Source organism: Flavivirga rizhaonensis, assembly GCF_004791695.1.
Lineage (GTDB): Bacteria > Bacteroidota > Bacteroidia > Flavobacteriales > Flavobacteriaceae > Flavivirga > Flavivirga rizhaonensis.
In genome coordinates, this window is record NZ_SRSO01000016.1 from 60,486 (window position 1) to 79,453 (window position 18,968).

Below are 18,968 nucleotides of genomic sequence, written 5' to 3' on the forward strand. Positions count from 1 at the left end.
ATTGTCACCCATTTTTTGTCTTCTAGTATATGTATAGTATAGAAGATCATCAAATGAATAAGATTAATACAAATATCCTCAAACTTTTTATTGCTTATACTTCGCAAGAAATTAGTGAAGAAGAGTTTAAAACGCTTCAGAATTGGATTAATAAAAGTGTTGAAAATGAAAAGAAATTTTCGGAGTATTTAATATTTCATAAAAAGGCAAGAAGCATAGGCTTTTACGATAATATTAATAAAGAAGAAGCCTGGGATAATATTGTTGTTCAATTACAAAACCCATTGTTAACAGAGAAAAAAGTACCAGTAAAAAGACTATACTGGAAATATATAGCTGCCGCATCTGTGCTTTTAATACTAGCATTAACCTTATTTCTAGATAAAAAAGGAACTCCCAAGTTTGTTGAGCCAATTATTGTAAATAACAATATTAAAACGGGGACTAATAAGGCAATACTAAGTTTATCAGATGGTTCAAATATTACTTTGGAAAAAGGACAAATATATGAGGCAAGTAATATATTCAGTAGTGGAGATCATATTGTTTATAAAACTGACGAAGAAAATTTAAAGGAAGAAGCCTACAATTATATTACCATTCCTAGGGGAGGTCAATTTCAAATAACCTTATCTGATGGTACTATGGTTTGGCTTAATTCTGAATCTCAACTAAAGTATCCCGTAAATTTTAAAGCAGGTGAAACCAGAAAAGTAGAACTAGTATATGGCGAAGCTTATTTTGATGTTTCCCCGAGTACCGAGCATCAAGGTGCAGATTTTAAAGTATATAATAATAAACAGGAAATACAGGTATTAGGTACAGAGTTTAATATTCGGGCATACAAAGATGAGATAACCATCTATACAACTTTAGTGGAAGGCAAAGTTGCAGTAAGTACAGATACTAAAGAAGAAACACTTATCCCAAATCAACAATCAAAAGTTAACACCATTGATAATGACATAACACTTTCTATGGTAGATGTGAATAGTATAATTTCCTGGAAAGACGGCATTTTTGATTTTGAAGGTAAATCATTAAAGGAGATCATGAAAGTATTATCGCGTTGGTACGATATGGAAGTTGAATTTGAAAATGAAACTTTAAAAGGAGAACGTTTTAGTGGTAGGATAGGTAAGAACTATAAAATAGAAGAGATCTTAACGACTATTAAGAATATAAACATTATTAAAAATTACGAGATTAATAATAAGACAGTCATATTAAAATAAAGAACTGATTTAAACTTTTTGCGTTTAAGCGAAAATTAGACATTTTTTGACCATTTGAAGTTTTTTTAGAGTTGCATAGCAGAGCTACAGAAGAAGAAAAAGGCAAAGAATGGGTTAAAAAGAACAATTTTTTAGCGAATGGAAAAAGTTTAAATGAGTTCAAATAGAAAAATTAACTAAAAACAATGATGCCTATGCGAAAAATGACATGAAATTTCTAATAAATAGAAGTCTATCGAAAAGATGGGATTGGAATTTATTTTTAGAAAAAAGAAGGAGGAAAACAGTTTGAACCTTGGAAAGTATTTAACTGTATATCCCCCTTGATGTATTACTTAATTAAAATATTAACTAACTAATAACAAGCAAATTTATGGAAATTAAATTAACTAAAAGCCGTTTTAAAAAACGGTTCTTAATAATAGTTATGAAAACGTTCATTTTCCTATTATGTACCACAGTATTCAGTTTATCTCCAAAGCATGTATTGTCTCAAAATTCAAAAATTGTAATAGAGGAAGATATCACTGTAACTGTCGATGAGGTTTTTAAAATTATAAAAGCCCAAACAAGCGATTATATGTTTATATATCCCGAGGATCTTTTTAGGGACTTTCCTAAAATACAACTCAAAAGGGGAAAAATTCGTTTAAACAAACTATTAAATATGAGTTTGTCTTTAGGGGATGTAAATGTCATAGTCACTAAAAACAACACCATTCTTATAAAGGAGAAATCACGAAACGATAAAAGACAACAGAAGGAAGTATCTGGAAAGGTTACAGATAAAAATGGGCTTGCAGTACCAGGGGCTACGGTACGTATAAAGGGTACAAATACAGGAACAGCTACTGATTTTGATGGCAAATATTCTATAACAGTGCCAAGCCCGGAAAATGTATTGGTTTTTTCATTTTTGGGTTATGAAACACAAGAAATTGTTGTAAATGATCAGACAACTATCAATGTTTTACTAAACGAATCGGTTACCAGTTTAGATGAAACTGTAATTATAGGTTATGGTAGTGTTAAAAAACAAAACTTAACAGGTTCTGTAGGCGTAGTCGATATGGTAGGGATCACTAACCAAGCACCTACTGTTAATTTAGATAACGCATTACAAGGTCAAGTAGCAGGTGTTTTCGTATCAAGTTCTTCAGGGCAGCCAGGTTCTGCTGCTAGAGTTAGGATTAGAGGTGCTACGTCATTATTTGGCTCTAATCAACCTTTATATGTTATTGATGGTATTCCTGTAGTAGCAACTAGTAATATACCGACAGGAGGTTCTCAAGGTCAAAGTTTAGGAAATGAGCTTAATCAAGAGGGATTAAGTACTCCTTTAGGGAATATAAACTCGGCAGATATAGAATCCATAACAGTTTTGAAAGATGCATCTGCGACTGCAGTTTACGGATCTCGTGCAGCTAACGGTGTTATTGTTATCAATACTAAAAGAGGGGCCTATGGTGAAGACCCAAAGTTTCAAGCTAATATGTCGTTAAGCACACAAAGACCACGAACCTTAGAGGTATTAAACGCAGCTCAATTTAGAGAAGCCTGGACGACTGCTGTTGAAAATGGAACGGTTAATAATGCTTATACGCAAAGTGTCTTGGATGGTTCTTATTTTGGAGATGCCAATACCAATTGGGAAGATGAAGTAAGCCCAGGGTCTCCCATAACATCTAATTATAATCTTAGTGTTCAAGGAGGGTCACAAAAAACACGTTTCGGTTTATCTTTGGGAGCTAATACACAAGAAGGTGTTTTCGAATCAACAGGGTTTGATCGCTATACTTTCAACCTAAATTTAGACACCAAAGTTAACGATAAGTGGCTAATGGGGGTAAAAACAAATATTTCGTTTTCAGAGCAAAAATCTTTAGATCCTGGAATCACCCAAACCATATACAATTACAGACCAGATATACCTGTATTTGATGAAGATGGAAATTATTCATTTTCACCAATGATTACTCGCCAAAACCCAGTAGCACTTTCTAAAGGATCTAATAATAACAAAACGTTTCTCTTTTTAGGCTCTGCATTTGCACAAGTAATATTAGCCGAAGGGCTAAAATTTAAAACATCATTTGCTTTAAATTTTAATAACGGTAATCAAAGGAGTTTTTATCCTAAGTTCACCAATGTAGGTGGTTTTGATAGACGTTTTGGTGATGGTGATGGATATGCTCAGGAAAGCAGAAATAATTCCAGTAATATACTTTGGCAAAACGAATTAAGTTTTGATAAAAGTTTTAATTCTCATAATTTAAATGCTGTAGCTTTAGCCACATTCGAAAAAAATAGTTCTTCACAAGTCTTGGCATGGGGAGAAGGCTTTGAAAATGAAATATTAACAAATATAAATAGTGCCACCATTTTTACAGATGGATCCTCGCAACAAGTAGGATCAGGCTTAATATCTTATATAGCTCGTGTTAATTATGATTTTGATGAAAAGTATTTACTTACTTTGGCAGGAAGGGTAGATGGTTCTTCCAGATTTGCACCAGATAATGAATATGCCTTTTTTCCATCAGTAGCAGGTGCATGGCGATTATCAGAAGAGCCATTCCTAGAGGATAGTGAGATAGTAGAAGATTTAAAAATCAGAGCAAGTTATGGTATTGCAGGACAACAAGCTTTTGGTCCATATCCGTGGAGAACACTGTTTATTGCCGAAGATTACGGGCCAGATCCTTCAGTAATACCTAGCCAGTTAGGTAATAATGCTTTAAAATGGGAAACCACAAGATTGTTTGATTTAGGTTTGGACTTTTCATTGTTCAAAGGACGCCTTTACGGATCTGTAGCATATTTTACTAAAGACACAAAAGATTTACTTTTTAATGCAAGACCAGGAGTTAGTACCGGTTTTAGAAGTATCACTGCTAATATAGGAGATACCCAAAATAGAGGTTATGAGCTTGAAATTAAGGCTGATATTATAAGAAGTGAAAGTTTTAGTTGGAATCTAGATTTAAATATTACCACATTAGACAATAAACTCACTAAGATTTCAGATGATTTTTTAAGGGATGATGGCTATATCTCTGGTTTTGGCGGTGGCGGTTTGTTACGTGTCGGAAGCCCTTTAGGAATTATATTTGGTTATGAAGCTGAAGGATTATTTCAAACTCAAGAAGAAATTGATTTACTTAATGCTGGATCAGATACTGGCGTGTACCAAAATGCAAGGACCTCTCCAGGCGATGTGAGATTTAAAGATATTACTGGACCAGATGGTGTACCAGATGGTAGAATAACTAATTTGGATCAAACAACCATAGGGAATGCGCAACCTGATTTTTTTGGAGGGTTTAATAGTACATTCCGCTATAAAGGCTTTGCTTTATCTACATTCTTTAACTTTTCAATAGGAAATGAGATTGAGGCTTTTGGTTTAGCTAGGGATACAAATTTTGCTAGTACGTTTCTTGGAGAAAATAAAACTACAGATGTTTTAAATGCCTGGACGCCAGAAAACCCAAACACCAATGTACCAAGAATTATATATTTTGATCCTAATAATAATGACAGAACATCTAGTCATTATGTATACGACGGTTCGTATTTAAGACTAAAAACATTAAATTTTAGCTACACGTTTCCAGATAGCGTTATAAAACGTTTAAAATTCGTAGATCAGGTTTCTCTATTTTTTATTGCTCAAAATTTATTGACAATTACAAACTATCCAGGTGCTGACCCAGAGGCTACTAATTTATTTAATAATGACATTAGTGCCGGTAGAGACAACAACCGTTTCCCAGTGGCAAAAGTGTTTACAACAGGAATAAGAATAGGATTTTAAAAAAACGAGATATGAAAAAAATAATAATATATAGTATCATGATACTTTGTTTAAGCGCATGTGAGCTTACCAATGTATTAGAAAACGATCCCCCTAATAATTTAGTGTCAGAAAATGTTGTGAATAATGAAGCTGATGCTCGTGCATTACTAAATGGTGTCTACACAATCATTACATCAAGAACTCTTGATAAGTATTATTTGTTCACAGAGCTCATACCTAGTGCTATGATTGGAACGATGAGTCGTGTAGGTGCAGGTGGTACCAATGGGCAATTTGGTGAAAACGCTTTAGAGTTTGATAACTTCGTAGTAAGGGATTTTTACTTAGCCTTTTACCAAGTAATTAATGCAGCTAATAATACCATTATCCGTACTAGTGAGCTTCCTGAAAGTGAAGTTTCCGAAGATATCAAGCGTGAAATTATTGGAGAAGCATATTTTTTAAGAGCCATGGGCACTTTTGATGCGTTAAGATATTATGGACAGTTTTTTGATGAAAGTAGTAATTATGGCATCGTACTCAGAACGGAACCTGCAGATTTCACAACCAGAAACAAAGCCAGGAGTACTGTAGCTGAGACTTATGCCCAAATATTAGCCGATTTAGATATTGCAATATCAGATGCACCAAGCTATACGGTAAGTTATAGAGCGTCTAAAACAGCAGCAAAAGCCTTAAAGGCTAAGGTGCAGTTATACAGAAAACAATATGCAGAAGCTGCAGCATTAGCTGCGGAAGTGATTAGTGAAGGTACTACCAGTTTAGAGCCAACATATGGAGAAGCTTTTAGTAAAGGATTAAGTTCCTCTGAAATGATTTTTATGACGTTTCGTGATGAAAATTCAGATTCTGAAGATAATAATAGGAAGCGATTTTATGCTGGTAGGCCAGGTACAACATGGTTCCCTGATTTAATGTCAGGCGATCCAAGACAACCCTTAACCTATAGTGGCATTCGTGTCTTAAAAACAAACGATGTTGATACATTTAGACCGACTTATTTTTTACGTTTAGCGCAAATGTATTTAATACGAGCGGAAGCCTTAGCTTTTAGTGGTGCTAGTTTAGATGAAAGCAAAGCACCTCTTAATATTATTAGAAATCGAGTTGGCAATGGAGATTCTCCAGCAACAACAATTGATGAGTTAAAAGATGATATTTTTGATGAGATTGTAAAAGAATTAGCTTTTGAAAATGGTAGTGATTGGTTTGCTGCTATTCGTTTTGACAAAGCGATGACTTTAAAACCTCAGATTACGAGTATCAATCAATATATATTACCTATCCCTGAGGAAGAAATTAATAGTAATTCACTAGTAAATTTAGCCGATCAAAATCCAGGCTATGATAGTATTTAGAAATTTAAATTTTTGAGTTAGTTATGTTTAGTAGAGCTTTAGGTTTCCTAGAGGCTTAGAGCTCTATTTTATTTAAAATTTAATATATCAATCATGAAAAACGCAACAGTAATAGCTTCAATTTTATATTTATGGAGTTTTAGCTTAATAGCTCAGATAAAAGACCTAAGCAATCACATACCCATTGACCCAACTATAAAAATGGGGAAACTAAGCAATGGACTCACCTATTATATAAAACACAACGCGAAACCAAAAAACAAAGCAGAATTACGTTTAGTTCTTAATGCAGGCTCAATCTTAGAAGATGAAGATCAGTTAGGATTAGCACATTTTATAGAACACATGGCATTTAATGGGACTGAAAAGTTTCCAAAAAACGACCTCATCGATTATTTGCAAAGTCTTGGTATTGAATTTGGAGCTGATTTAAATGCACATACTGGGTTTGATGAAACTGTCTACAAATTATCTGTTCCTACAGATGAAAAAACATTAGGTACAAGTTTACAAGTATTACGGGATTGGGCAGATGGCATTACATTTTCTCATGAAGAAATTGATAATGAGCGCGGTGTTGTTGCAGAAGAGTTAAGGGCCAGGAGTGGAGCTGGTATGCGTATGTATTATAAGTCAATTCCTGTAATAACAAATAATTCCAGATATGCGGATAGATTACCTATTGGAACGTTAGATGTTATCATGAACTCTAAATATGATGTCATGAAACGCTTTTATAACGATTGGTACCGCCCGGATTTAATGGCTTTAGTGTTAGTAGGAGACTTTGATGTAGAAGAAACCGAAATAAAAGTTAAGGAGATTTTTAAGAGTATAAAACCAGTAAAAAATCCGAAGGAAAGAGTGTATTATGAAATTTCTGATAATGAGGAACCAAAAATCACGGTCATTACAGATAAAGAAACTAAGGGAGTTAAAGTTTCTATATATATTAAAAAGCAAGAAACTGAGGTCGAAACTTTACAAGATTATAAACAGGTACTTTTAAGGAGATTGTATTCAGGGATGTTAAGGGAGCGATTAAATGAGGTTTCAATTAAGTCTAATGCTCCTTTTTTATCGGCGACTGCTGGAATTGGGAATTTTTTGGCTAATATGGATTGCTATTTTTTAAGAGCTAATCTTAAAGAAGACAAAGTTACCGAGGGGATTGATGCGTTACTAACAGAAAGCGAACGAGCCAAACAATTTGGTTTTACAGCTACCGAATTAGAGCGCTACAAAGCACTTTTACTCAATAATGCTGATATACGCAGAAAAGAAACAGGAAAGCTATCTACAAAATATTATATAGAACAATACATAGATAATTTCACAGACCATGTGCCAATTCCAAGTGATGCATTTAAGTATGAATTTTATAAAGAAGTTTTTCCTGGTATTTCTGTTGAAGACGTTAATAACGTAAGTAAACAATGGGTAAGAGACGTTAACATCGCTGTAGTTATAAATGCCATAGAAAAAGCAGATTTAAAATTACCAACTGAAAATGATATAGAAAAAATACTTAAAAATGTCACTTCAAAAGATATCGAAGCTTACAAAGATAAACTCGGAGATGTTCAATTAATGGCCAATAAGCCAGAGCCAGGAAAAATTATAAAAGAAATATATAATGAGAAGGTAGACGTTACCACTTGGCAACTAGCAAATGGTATTACAATCATAGCTAAACCAACACAGTTTCAAAATGATTTGATTTCTATGAATGGTTTTAGACCTGGTGGAAGTTCGATTGCCCCAGATTCGTTATATGTTTCAGCTAGAAATGCAGGGAATATAATAGGTTCTAGCGGTGTTAATGAGATCTCTAAAACAGATTTGAAAAAGTTAAATATGGGAAAAACACTTAGCATCTCACCACGTATAAACTTTTATGGCGAATTATTTTCTGGTAGTAGTTCATCAAAAGACTTGGAAAGCATGCTGCAAATGACACATTTATACTTTACTAAACCGAATAAGGATAAAAACGTTTTTAATGCATTTAAAGAAAACTTAAAGGCGACATATAAAGATCAAGATAAAAGCCCGGGAAGTTATTTTGAAAAAAGAATAAGTGAGGTCATGACAAAAAAGCATTTAAGAGCAATACCTTTAACTGGCAGCCAAATTGAAGATGGTTTAAAACTTGATGCAGTATACGATTTTTATAAAGAACGATTTTCATCTGCAAATGGCTTTACTTTTATTTTTGTTGGAAGTTTTCAAATCGATTCCCTAAAAGAATATGTAACGCGATATTTAGGAAGTCTCTCTTCTAATTTAAACGAAACAAGTTCTTGGAAAGATATTGGTTTAAGATATACTCAAGGAGGCGTTAAAGAAATCATATTAAAAGGTATAGATGATAAAAGCAAAGTAGATATGCGTTTTATTGGAGGTTTTGAATTTTCATTAGAAGAGAAGAAAAAATTAAGCCTGCTAGGGAAACTACTTAAAATTAAACTTACAGAAGAAATGCGTGAAAAAATGGCTGGAGTATATGGTGTACAAGTATCAGGATATGCTTCAGAGATACCTTATCATTGGTATAGAATGAATGTCAGGTTTACATGTGATCCTGATAATGTAGATAAATTAATTGCAAAAGTATTTGAAGAAATAGAAAAAATTAAAAAACAAGGAGCTTCATCCGAAGATTTAAATAAAATTAAAGAAGCAGAATTAGCTAACACAAAAGATGCTTTAGAGTTTAATGGATATTGGATATTTAAACTAAAAGAAGCTTACAAATACGGATTAGATTTTGAGTCTGTTTTAGATTATAAGACTAGTATTAATAAAATAGATTCTAAGATGTTTCAAGATGCAGCGAATACCTATTTTGATATGAATAATTATGCTGAGTTTATTTTATTACCTGAAGAATAAATTTAGAAACTATTTTTTTGAGCGCCTCTAATTCGGTAATTAAAAGTATTCGACATTTTTTTGTACATTCAACTAGTAAAAAACCTTTAACCTATTCGGTTGGAGGTTTTTGTGTTTTGCTCATAATCTAAAAAGATATTTTAATATAATTTTGATTAGCTTTGTACTAATTCCCTTTTTCTTTTAAAAAATCAACAATAATGCAACTTAAGCACTATAAAGTTCTTTTTCTATTTAGCTTCTTTATGGCGTCTCATAATGTAACTGCTCAATACATACCTTATTTTAAAAATTATGCGCTGACAGAATATAATGCAGGAAATCAAAACTGGGATGTTTCAAAAGCACATAATGGTAAGTTATATGTCGCGAATGATAAAGGTTTAGTTGAGTTTGATGGTTTAAAATGGAATTTTTATCAGTTACCAAATAAAACGATCATACGTTCAGTATTAGCCCATAAAAATGTTATTTACACAGGGTCTTATGAAGAGTTTGGATATTGGAAAAAAAATTCAAAAGGAAAATTAGTTTATACGTCATTAAGTAACTTTAAAGAAAACGAAACACCTTCAGATGAAGAGTTTTGGCAAATATTCTTTCATGATAATGCGATACTCTTCAGGTCTTTCTCAAAGCTATACATTTACAAAAATGGAGAAATAAAGAGAATAAAACCAGAATCTACTGTTTTGTCGTGTAGTGTTGTAGACAACAGAGTTTATGTTTCAACAGTAAGAAATGGTATTTTTATTTTAGAAGGAGATATATTAAAACCTTTCATAAATACAAGTGAACTTGTTGATGTTAAGATCATTTCAATAGTTAATTACAACAAGGGAAAATTACTAATAACTACGGCGCTCAATGGTTGCTATATATATAATAAAATCAATAACAGACTCGAACTTTGGGAGTCTAGCATTAGTAACATTATTAAAGAACAGCAGCTTAATACGTTTCAAACCCTTAAAAACGGGGATATGGTTTTTGGAACCATAAAAAATGGTGTTTATATTACGGATAAATCTGGACATGTTAAATACCATATTAATAAGGAAAATGGTTTATTGAATAATACAGTTTTGGGTCATGAATTAGGAAGTAACAATAATTTATGGGTGGGGTTAGATAATGGTATAGCGGAAATAGACCTGGATTATAATCATACCTTATACAATGACACTTCGGGGAAATTAGGGGCAGTTTATGATGTAATAAGTTATAGAAACACACTATATCTGGGAAGTAATACAGGACTGTTTTATTTAAAAGAAGGCGATCTTAATTTTATTGAAGGCTCCCAGGGACAAGTTTGGGATTTAAAGGAAATTAATGGACAACTATTATGTGGACATAACGATGGAACATATGTTGTTGAAAATAATAAACTAAGAAAAATATCCGAATTTACAGGGGGCTGGGTGATTAAAAAAGTTCCAGAAATGAAAAACACCTTTATTCAAGGTACCTATGGAGGATTAGTGAGATTTGATATTTCTGAAGGGAAATGGAACTCAAGGCACATGGGGAATAAAACGATACCAATAAAATATTTAGTCTTTGAAGATACACATACTGCATGGGTGGCTCATGCTTATAAAGGTTTGTTTAGAGTGAGATTTGATAAAAGCTATGATAGTATTGTAACGTTTGATAATTATAAGAATAAAGGATTATGGTCAGATTTTAGTATTAAGGTCCATAAAATTAAAAATGATATTTGTTTTAAAACGAATAGAGGTTGGCAGAAGTATGAGGCTTTAATTGATAGTATAGTTCCGCATGATTTATTAAATAATTCCTTTGGAACAGACGCAGATATTATCTCCGAATCTGGTGCCAATGAATTAGTAACCAACAATGCCAATGATAAAATTACTTTCCTATCATTAACTGAGGATAAAAAAGGCTTGAATCTTCCTAATGAACTTATTCAAAAAAGACTCGTAGTAGACGCAGAAAGTGTTTCACAACTTAATGACTCCATATATACATTAAACCTATATGATGGTTTTATGTTAATAAATAATACAGCAAAAAAGAGAAGCGATACACTCCATAAACCTATTATTGAGCATATAGAAATAGATAAAACCTTGGTTGATATTAATAATGAACAAGTTTATGAGTTTCCTTTTAATAAAAGTATAAGTGTTTCCATATCGTCACCACTATCAAAAAACCACTTTTTTGAGTATGCCATTACTACATCAGACGTTTTAAACTGGTATAAAATGGATAATGAGAGATTAGAATTATCGAGTTTAAGTAATGGAGATTATAGTATTCATTTTAGAGCGACAAACCTATCGGGTGAAGTCTCTCCTGAAAAAATAATTCAGATCACAATTTTACCACCGTGGTACAAAAATAGTTTGTTCTACCTTATAATGGCCTTAATTATAGGAGGTGTTGTATATGGATTACATAAAAGAAAAATCAAAAAAGAACAAAAGATTTTACACGATAAATTTGTAAAGGAGCAAGAAATACTTTTAAAAGAGAAAACTATAGAAAATGATAAGAAGATAGTACAGTTAAAAAATCAATCTTTAAAAAATGAAGTCAAGTTAAAAAGTAAACAATTGGCAAATACAGCTATGGCTTTAGTGAAAAAAAATGAGTCTATGCTGGAAATTAAAAATGAACTCATAAGAAATAAAGAAGGTTTTGACAATTCATCTACATACAAACGTCTATTGAGAAAAATAGACAACTCCATAGGACATGAAGATGAGTGGGAAATATTTGAATATAATTTCAATCAGGTACACGAAGCGTTTTTTAATCAATTAAAAGCAAAGCATCCTAAACTAACACATAAAGATTTGAAGATTTGTGCTTACATAAAAATGAATTTATTAACTAAAGAGATTGCTCCATTGATGAATGTGTCCATTAGAGGGTTAGAAACTCACAGATATCGATTAAAACGCAAGTTAAATTTAGAAAATGACAAATCTTTAAGTGAATATTTGCTAGATTTTAAATAAATAGTATTAAAATTCTTAAATTCCCATTTAAAAATACTACGCCAAAACTACGTCATAACTTATTTAATCCTAATGTTTCTGCTTATTTTTTGTAGCTATAATATACGTCAATAGCGATTTTTTCATTTTTTTTTACATATGACGTAATTTATGTGTAAGTCATTTTTTGACGAGCACCTCCATACTTTATAATTTAGTATCAAACTAACATTCTAAATTAAAACTATATGAAAACAAGATTTACTTTACTGTTAATTCTTTTGTTTACACTTCATGCTTTTGCTCAGGATAAAACAATCAGTGGTATTGTTACAAGTGCCGAAGATAATATGCCTGTACCAGGAGTTAATGTCATTGTACAAGGAACAATAAGAGGAGTAAGTACAGACTTTGATGGTGGCTATTCCATTAATGTTAACAAAGGAGAAATTTTAGAATTCAGCTCTCTGGGTTTTAAAACGGTCGAGATACAAATTCAAGACCAAACGACTGTAAATATTTCGCTTGAACCTGATATTGCTTCACTAGATGAGGTTGTGGTTATTGGTTATGGTACGCAGAAGAAGCGAGATTTAACAGGGGCAATAGCTTCGGTTGACGCAGAATCTATTGAAAAAACACCAACAGCGAATGTGATGCAATCTTTACAAGGAAAATTACCTGGTGTGCAAATTGTAAGTGCAGGTGCGCCTGGGGAATCTCCAACAGTTAGAATTAGAGGTCTAGGGTCTTTCAATAGTGGTGACACCAAAGTCCTTTATGTTGTTGATGGTGCTTTTTACGATAATATTGATTTCTTAAATACCAAGGATATCAAATCGGTAAATGTGTTAAAAGATGCATCATCTTCGGCAATTTTTGGTGTAAGGGCAGCAAATGGTGTTGTTATTATAGAAACAAAATCTGGGCGTTTAAACTCTAAACCTCAAATAGAATATGATGGATATACAGGTATTCAACATGCGCAGAATGTCGTGAAAATGGCAAACTCAGAACAATTTGTAACTTGGGTAAACGAATCAGGTTCTACCGCCGATATTTCATTTATTGATAATGCGATGCAACGTTATGGCCGTAGTAGGGTTAATCCTAATGTGCCAAATGTAAATACTGACTGGTATGACGAAATTTTACGAAATGGAATTATTCAAAACCACAGTATAAGTGGTACAGGTGGAGGAGAAAATGTCTCATACGCCATGGGACTGAATTACTTTTCTCAAGAAGGTATTTTAGATATGAAAAATGAATATGAACGTTTTAATATTCGTTCAAAAGTTGATGCCAATTTAACAGACAGAATTAAAGTAGGAGTAAATTCTGTATTTAGTAACGCCACACAATACAAACCAGAAAACGGAGCGTGGTTTAAAGCATATTTTGCAGTACCTATAATACCTGTCATTGATGAAATGAATACGGACGCTTCTCCTGTTCGATATTCTAATGCTCAACTTCTAGGATATAGAGGCACTCAAAATCCATTCTCAGATTTAACTTATTTTAATAATAGATTCAAAATCAGAAAAATTTTAGCAAATGTTTATACCGAGATAGATTTTATAAAAAATAAATTGAAATTTAGAACATCATATAGCCATAATTTTTCTGCATTAGAAGAACGTCGCGTAATTCAACCCTATTCACTAGGAAATAATGTAGACAGAATTTCTGAAATCAAAAGAGAAAACAATACGTTTTCAAATCAATATTGGGATAATACCTTAACCTTTAAAGATACATTTGGCGATCATGACTTGACCCTATTAGCAGGGCATTCATACAGAGACGAAGCTAACAATAAATTTAACGCTACTGGACAGGACATTAGAGGGATAAGCCTTGAGTCAAGTCAGTTTCTAGATTTTGCCGATCCAGAATCATTCAATAATAAAGTTGAAGAAATCGGAAAAAGATTTTATGGATTATCCTATTTTGGGCGAGTTGCATATAGTTTCAAAAACAGGTATCTAGCCTACGGAACAATTAGGCATGAGATATCTTCTAAATTTACAAAAGACAATTCCGATACATTTCTTGGTTTAGGTTTAGGTTGGGTACTTACAGAGGAAAATTTCATGAAAGACAATGGTGTTTTTGACTTCTTCAAGATAAGAGGTAGTTGGGGACAACTAGGTAATGATAATGTTGATGCAAGTTCTGGAGCTAATACCATTGATGTCGTTTTTACTGATTTTGGAGACCAACAATTTACAGGATTCACATCAACAAGTGTGTTCAACGATTTGGTTTGGGAATTTGTAGAAGAACTTAACTTTGGTATCAATGCAACAACTTTTAATAACCGATTATCCATTGATGCAGATTATTTTATAAGAGATACCAAAAGAGCTATATTCCCTATAACAATACCTGTAGTTGATGTTACGCTAAATCAAAATGCAGGAACCATTCAAAACAGAGGTCTTGAGTTAAGCTTAAATTGGAGTGATAAAATTTCAGATGATTTTAGCTATACTATCGGAGCTAATTTCAACACCATTAAAAATGAAGTTACAAGAATAGATAATGAGCAAGGTTATATAGATACAGGTTCAGCAGAATTTAGACAAAGAACCATACTTGGAAACCCAGTACAAACCTTTTTTGGGTTGGAAAGAGTTGGTGTGTATCAAAACCAAGCACAAGTTGATGCAGATCCTTTTGCCGCTAATCATCCAGAAGCAAATCTACAACCAGGAGATTTAATATATAAAGACCAGAATGGCGATGGTTTTATAAATGGGGATGATCGCGTTATTTTAGGATCATTCTTGCCAAAATTTGCCTATGGAGGTAATATAGGGATGTCTTATAAGAATTTTGATTTCTCACTTAGTTTCTATGGTCAAGGTGGAAATAAAATATTAAATAGAAAACGAGGAGAAATCATTTTTACAAATGACACAAATATTGATGCAGATTTAGCAGTAAATAGGTGGCATGGTGAAGGTACTAGCAATTCCTATCCTTCTTCAGAAGGCATACGGAAAAGCTGGAATCAACAATTGAGTGAGTTTTGGATTGAAGATGGAGATTTTTTCAGAATTCAAAATATTCAATTGGCATATAATATCTCTGGAAAGAGTTTAGGCACTAATATGCCAGATGCAAGGATTTACCTAACAGCAGAAAGACCATTTACAACATTTAAATACAATGGTTTTACTCCAGAAGTAAATAATGGTGTAGATAGACAAACTTATCCAATACCAGCTATATATACACTGGGAATCAATTTAAAAATTTAAAAATTGTAGTTATGAAAAAAATAAAAGTTTTATTCATTTTAAGTGCCCTAGTGGTTATGGCCACTTCGGTATCCTGTAGTGATAAATTTGATTCGCAAGAAGGTCAGTTGAATGCTGCAGATTTAGATTACACTGATACAAATGGTATGATTGAGCCTTTAATTGGCGCATATAATGTATTTGCTACCAGACATTGGGCAGAACCCTTACTCATAGCCGTTAGAGGAGACGATGTTAATGCAGGAGGTCTTGGAGATCAACAGCCTTTTGCTGATACGGATTTATACGCTTACAATAAAGATTATTGGATGTACAATGAGTTTTGGAATCAGCATTACAGTGATATCATTGATCTTAACACTGCAATAGTACAAGTTGAGCGTTTTAAAGAGTTTTTGAGTGAAAACGAAAAGCCCTTAGCAGACCAATATATTGCAGAAATTAAAGTTTTAAGAGCTTGGTTGCAATTTAACGTAGCACGCGTTTGGAAAGACGTGTTTATTTATGAAACGAATACTCCCGCCGATGAAATTGAAGCAAATGGGGTGTCTTCTAAGGAAGAAGTTATGCAATATCTATCAGATCAGATGGATGAAATTGCTTCAGATTTACCCGATATGAGACCAAATGAGCGGCCAGATTTACCTGGCGCCGTTACAAGATATACGGCTTATGCAATGAAAGCTATGGCAAATTTAGAACTCGGGAATTACCAAGGCGTGGCAGATGCTGCCGGAGCTATTATAAATTCAGGTAAGTTTTCGCTTTACTCTGATTATTACCAACTTTTCAAAAAACCTGGTGAATTGAGTGATGAAAACCTCTTGGAAATGCAGTATTCGGATTTTAATTCCGAAACGGGAGATCGTTTTTACCATCTATACGCTCCCTTTGGTTCTCAAAACTGGACTCCAGCTCGAGAAAATGCAAGAAGTGGTTGGGGATTCTATGAGCCAAGTATGAAATTTATTAAATTCATGCTGGATAGAAATGAAACTATTCGTCTTGAGACCAGTGTGTTATTTACAGATCGAGGAATTTTGGATCTTGAAGCAGATGGTTATAATAGTCTTCCTTCGTTTGTAAGAAATACAACAAGAGATGGAGATATCATCAACGATTATGCAAGAGCTAAGTTTGCCAGTGGTAAACATTATCTGCCATCCATTCAACTTACAGACGAAAGAGACGATTATGGAGGAGGAAAAAACTTCATAAATATAAGATATGCCGAAATACTATTAATGTATGCAGAAGCACTTACTCAGGGCGCTAATGGTAATGGGCTTACAGCAGCTCAAGCGGTAAATCTTATCAGACAAAGAGCCAATATGCCTGATTTACCAAGTGTGACACTTGACCAGATAATGGATGAGAAACTAGCTGAGTTAGGTCTTGAATGGGGTATTAGATATTATGATATGATCCGCTTAGGTCGATACAGTGAATTGAGTTATGACGGAAGAACTTTTTCCGAAGATAAAGCATATTTGCCCTACCCTCAGGAACAAGTTGATGCATTGCCGTTAGAAAATTAATTAAAAAACTATAAGGAAATGAAATTATATATAAATAAACTTATTGGATTCATGTTACTGTTGCTTGTGTTTTCATGTAACGATGGTATCGACTCGATAACAGCAGTAGATCCAGGCCCCGATGCAGGAGCTCCTGAGGTAACTCTTAAATATCCCATTGATGGAACTAAAATAAAAGTTAATGATCCTGTAGTAGCTATAAACGTTGAGTTTGAAGTTACAGATGATATTGAAGTAGAAACCATTGCAGTATCAATTAACAACAATCAGATAGCAACATTAAGTGGCTTTAAAGATTATAGACGTGTTTTAGCTGAGGTTCCTTTTGATAATGTCACCACAGGTCAACATGAATTAAAAGTTGAAGCGACAGATATTAACGGGAATACGACGACGGCTACTGCAAATTTTGAAAAAGAACCACCTTACATTCCAATTTTTGCAAATGAGACGCTTTATATGGATTTTGAAACAGATTACACAGAATTCATAAGTGTTACCAGAGCAACAATAGTTGGGAATCCGGGCTTTGCAGGTGAAGGTTTGGCGAGTAATAATGCTTATGCCGGAGCAGAAGACTCCTATTTAACGGTGCCAACCAGTACCATGCAATTAGGAAATGAAATATCTGCTGTCTTCTGGCATAAATTGAATGCATCTCCAGATCGGGCAGGCGTATTGGTAATAGGACCACCGGACGTAACAAACCCAGATAGCCAGAATAATAGAAATGGCGGATTCAGGTTATTTAGGGAAAATGCTGGAGGTATGCAGCGTTTTAAATTAAACGTAGGTACAGGTGCTGGTAATACATGGGTTGATGGTGGTACTGATGCCGATGTCGACCCCAATAAAAATGAATGGGTAAACATAGCATTTACTATATCTGGAACAGAAGCACGTGTATATATCAATGGTCAATTAGCCAAAGAAAGTGCTTTACCAGCTCCAGTAGATTGGACAGATTGCGATATCCTGTCTATTATGTCCGGAGCACCTCGTTTTACAGGTTGGAATCATAAGTCTGATCAAAGTTTTATGGATGAATTGCGTTTCTTCAATACGGCTTTATCACAAAGTGAAATTCAGAATATTATTGGAGTTACAAATCCATATACACCCGATGATGGCGAAACCATGTATATGGCGTTTGATGGAACCTATAAAAACTGGGTAACAGGAGGTGCAGCCGATATTACAGGAACTCCCGGTTTTGCAGGAGAAAGTAAATTAGGTAGTGATGCTTATGCTGGTGCTGCAGATTCATATATAACATTCCCAACAACAGGATTACTGGCAAGTGAATTTAGTGCTACGATGTGGCATAAGGTAAATGCTACACCAGATCGGGCAGGTGTTCTCGTTATAGGACCTGAAGATATCGGAAATGCTAATTATCCTGATTCACAAAACAATAGAAGTAATGGGTTCAGATTCTTCAGGGAAAACGCAGGAGGTATGCAACGTTTTAAATTAAATGTTGGTACAGGAGCAGGAGATACTTGGGTAGATGGAGGTGCGGCAGCTGATGTTGATCCTACAGCTAATGAATGGGTACATTTAGCCTTTACTATTTCTGGAACAAAAGCTATAGTTTACATCAATGGAGAAGTGGCTGCAGAGAGCGATATAACTGGTGTGGACTGGACGGGATGTGATATTTTATCTATCATGTCTGGAGCACCACGTTTTACAGGTTGGAATCATCGGTCTGATGAAAGTTATTTAGATGAATTGCATTTATATAACAAAACGCTTTCACAGTCGGAAGTTCAAACCATTATGGGAAATTAGTTTTAGTTGCATATTGTGTTTGTAAGTTTATTTAGTTGAATTTTTAGCTGCATTTTATTTAATAAAATGCAGCTAAAATTA

General features: G+C 33.6%; 8 protein-coding genes. All 8 read left to right on the forward strand.

From position 1 onward, the window contains the following. Positions 1–53: 53 nt before the first annotated feature. The 8 genes from EM932_RS12395 to EM932_RS12430 all read left to right on the forward strand — a co-directional run bounded on the left by EM932_RS12395 (position 54) and on the right by EM932_RS12430 (position 18,887). Positions 54–1,235: a FecR family protein gene (locus tag EM932_RS12395; protein WP_170179796.1), complete on the forward strand. Its 1,182-nt coding sequence runs from the start codon at positions 54–56 to the stop codon at positions 1,233–1,235. A gap of 373 nt (positions 1,236–1,608) precedes the next feature. Beyond that, positions 1,609–5,052, forward strand: a complete 3,444-nt coding sequence (locus tag EM932_RS12400; protein ID WP_135877513.1) for a SusC/RagA family TonB-linked outer membrane protein — start codon at positions 1,609–1,611, stop codon at positions 5,050–5,052. 11 nt (positions 5,053–5,063) lie between these two features. Beyond that, positions 5,064–6,413 carry a RagB/SusD family nutrient uptake outer membrane protein gene (locus EM932_RS12405; RefSeq protein WP_135877514.1) on the forward strand — a complete coding sequence of 450 codons (1,350 nt, stop codon included), beginning with the start codon at positions 5,064–5,066 and terminating at the stop codon, positions 6,411–6,413. A gap of 93 nt (positions 6,414–6,506) precedes the next feature. Beyond that, a complete protein-coding gene (locus EM932_RS12410; RefSeq protein WP_135877515.1) occupies positions 6,507–9,308 on the forward strand; it encodes a M16 family metallopeptidase in 2,802 nt (933 codons plus the stop codon). Positions 9,309–9,508: 200 nt separating this feature from the next. Continuing rightward, positions 9,509–12,304 carry a helix-turn-helix and ligand-binding sensor domain-containing protein gene (locus EM932_RS12415; protein WP_135877516.1) on the forward strand — a complete coding sequence of 932 codons (2,796 nt, stop codon included), beginning with the start codon at positions 9,509–9,511 and terminating at the stop codon, positions 12,302–12,304. 227 nt (positions 12,305–12,531) lie between these two features. Then, positions 12,532–15,555: a SusC/RagA family TonB-linked outer membrane protein gene (locus EM932_RS12420; protein WP_135877517.1), complete on the forward strand. Its 3,024-nt coding sequence runs from the start codon at positions 12,532–12,534 to the stop codon at positions 15,553–15,555. 11 nt (positions 15,556–15,566) lie between these two features. Next, entirely contained in the window at positions 15,567–17,093 is a 1,527-nt protein-coding gene (locus tag EM932_RS12425; RefSeq protein ID WP_135877518.1) for a RagB/SusD family nutrient uptake outer membrane protein, read from the forward strand. An 18-nt stretch (positions 17,094–17,111) separates the two neighbouring features. Further along, positions 17,112–18,887 (forward strand): LamG domain-containing protein, encoded by a 1,776-nt coding sequence (locus tag EM932_RS12430; protein WP_135877519.1) that lies wholly within the window; start codon positions 17,112–17,114, stop codon positions 18,885–18,887. Positions 18,888–18,968: the final 81 nt, after the last annotated feature.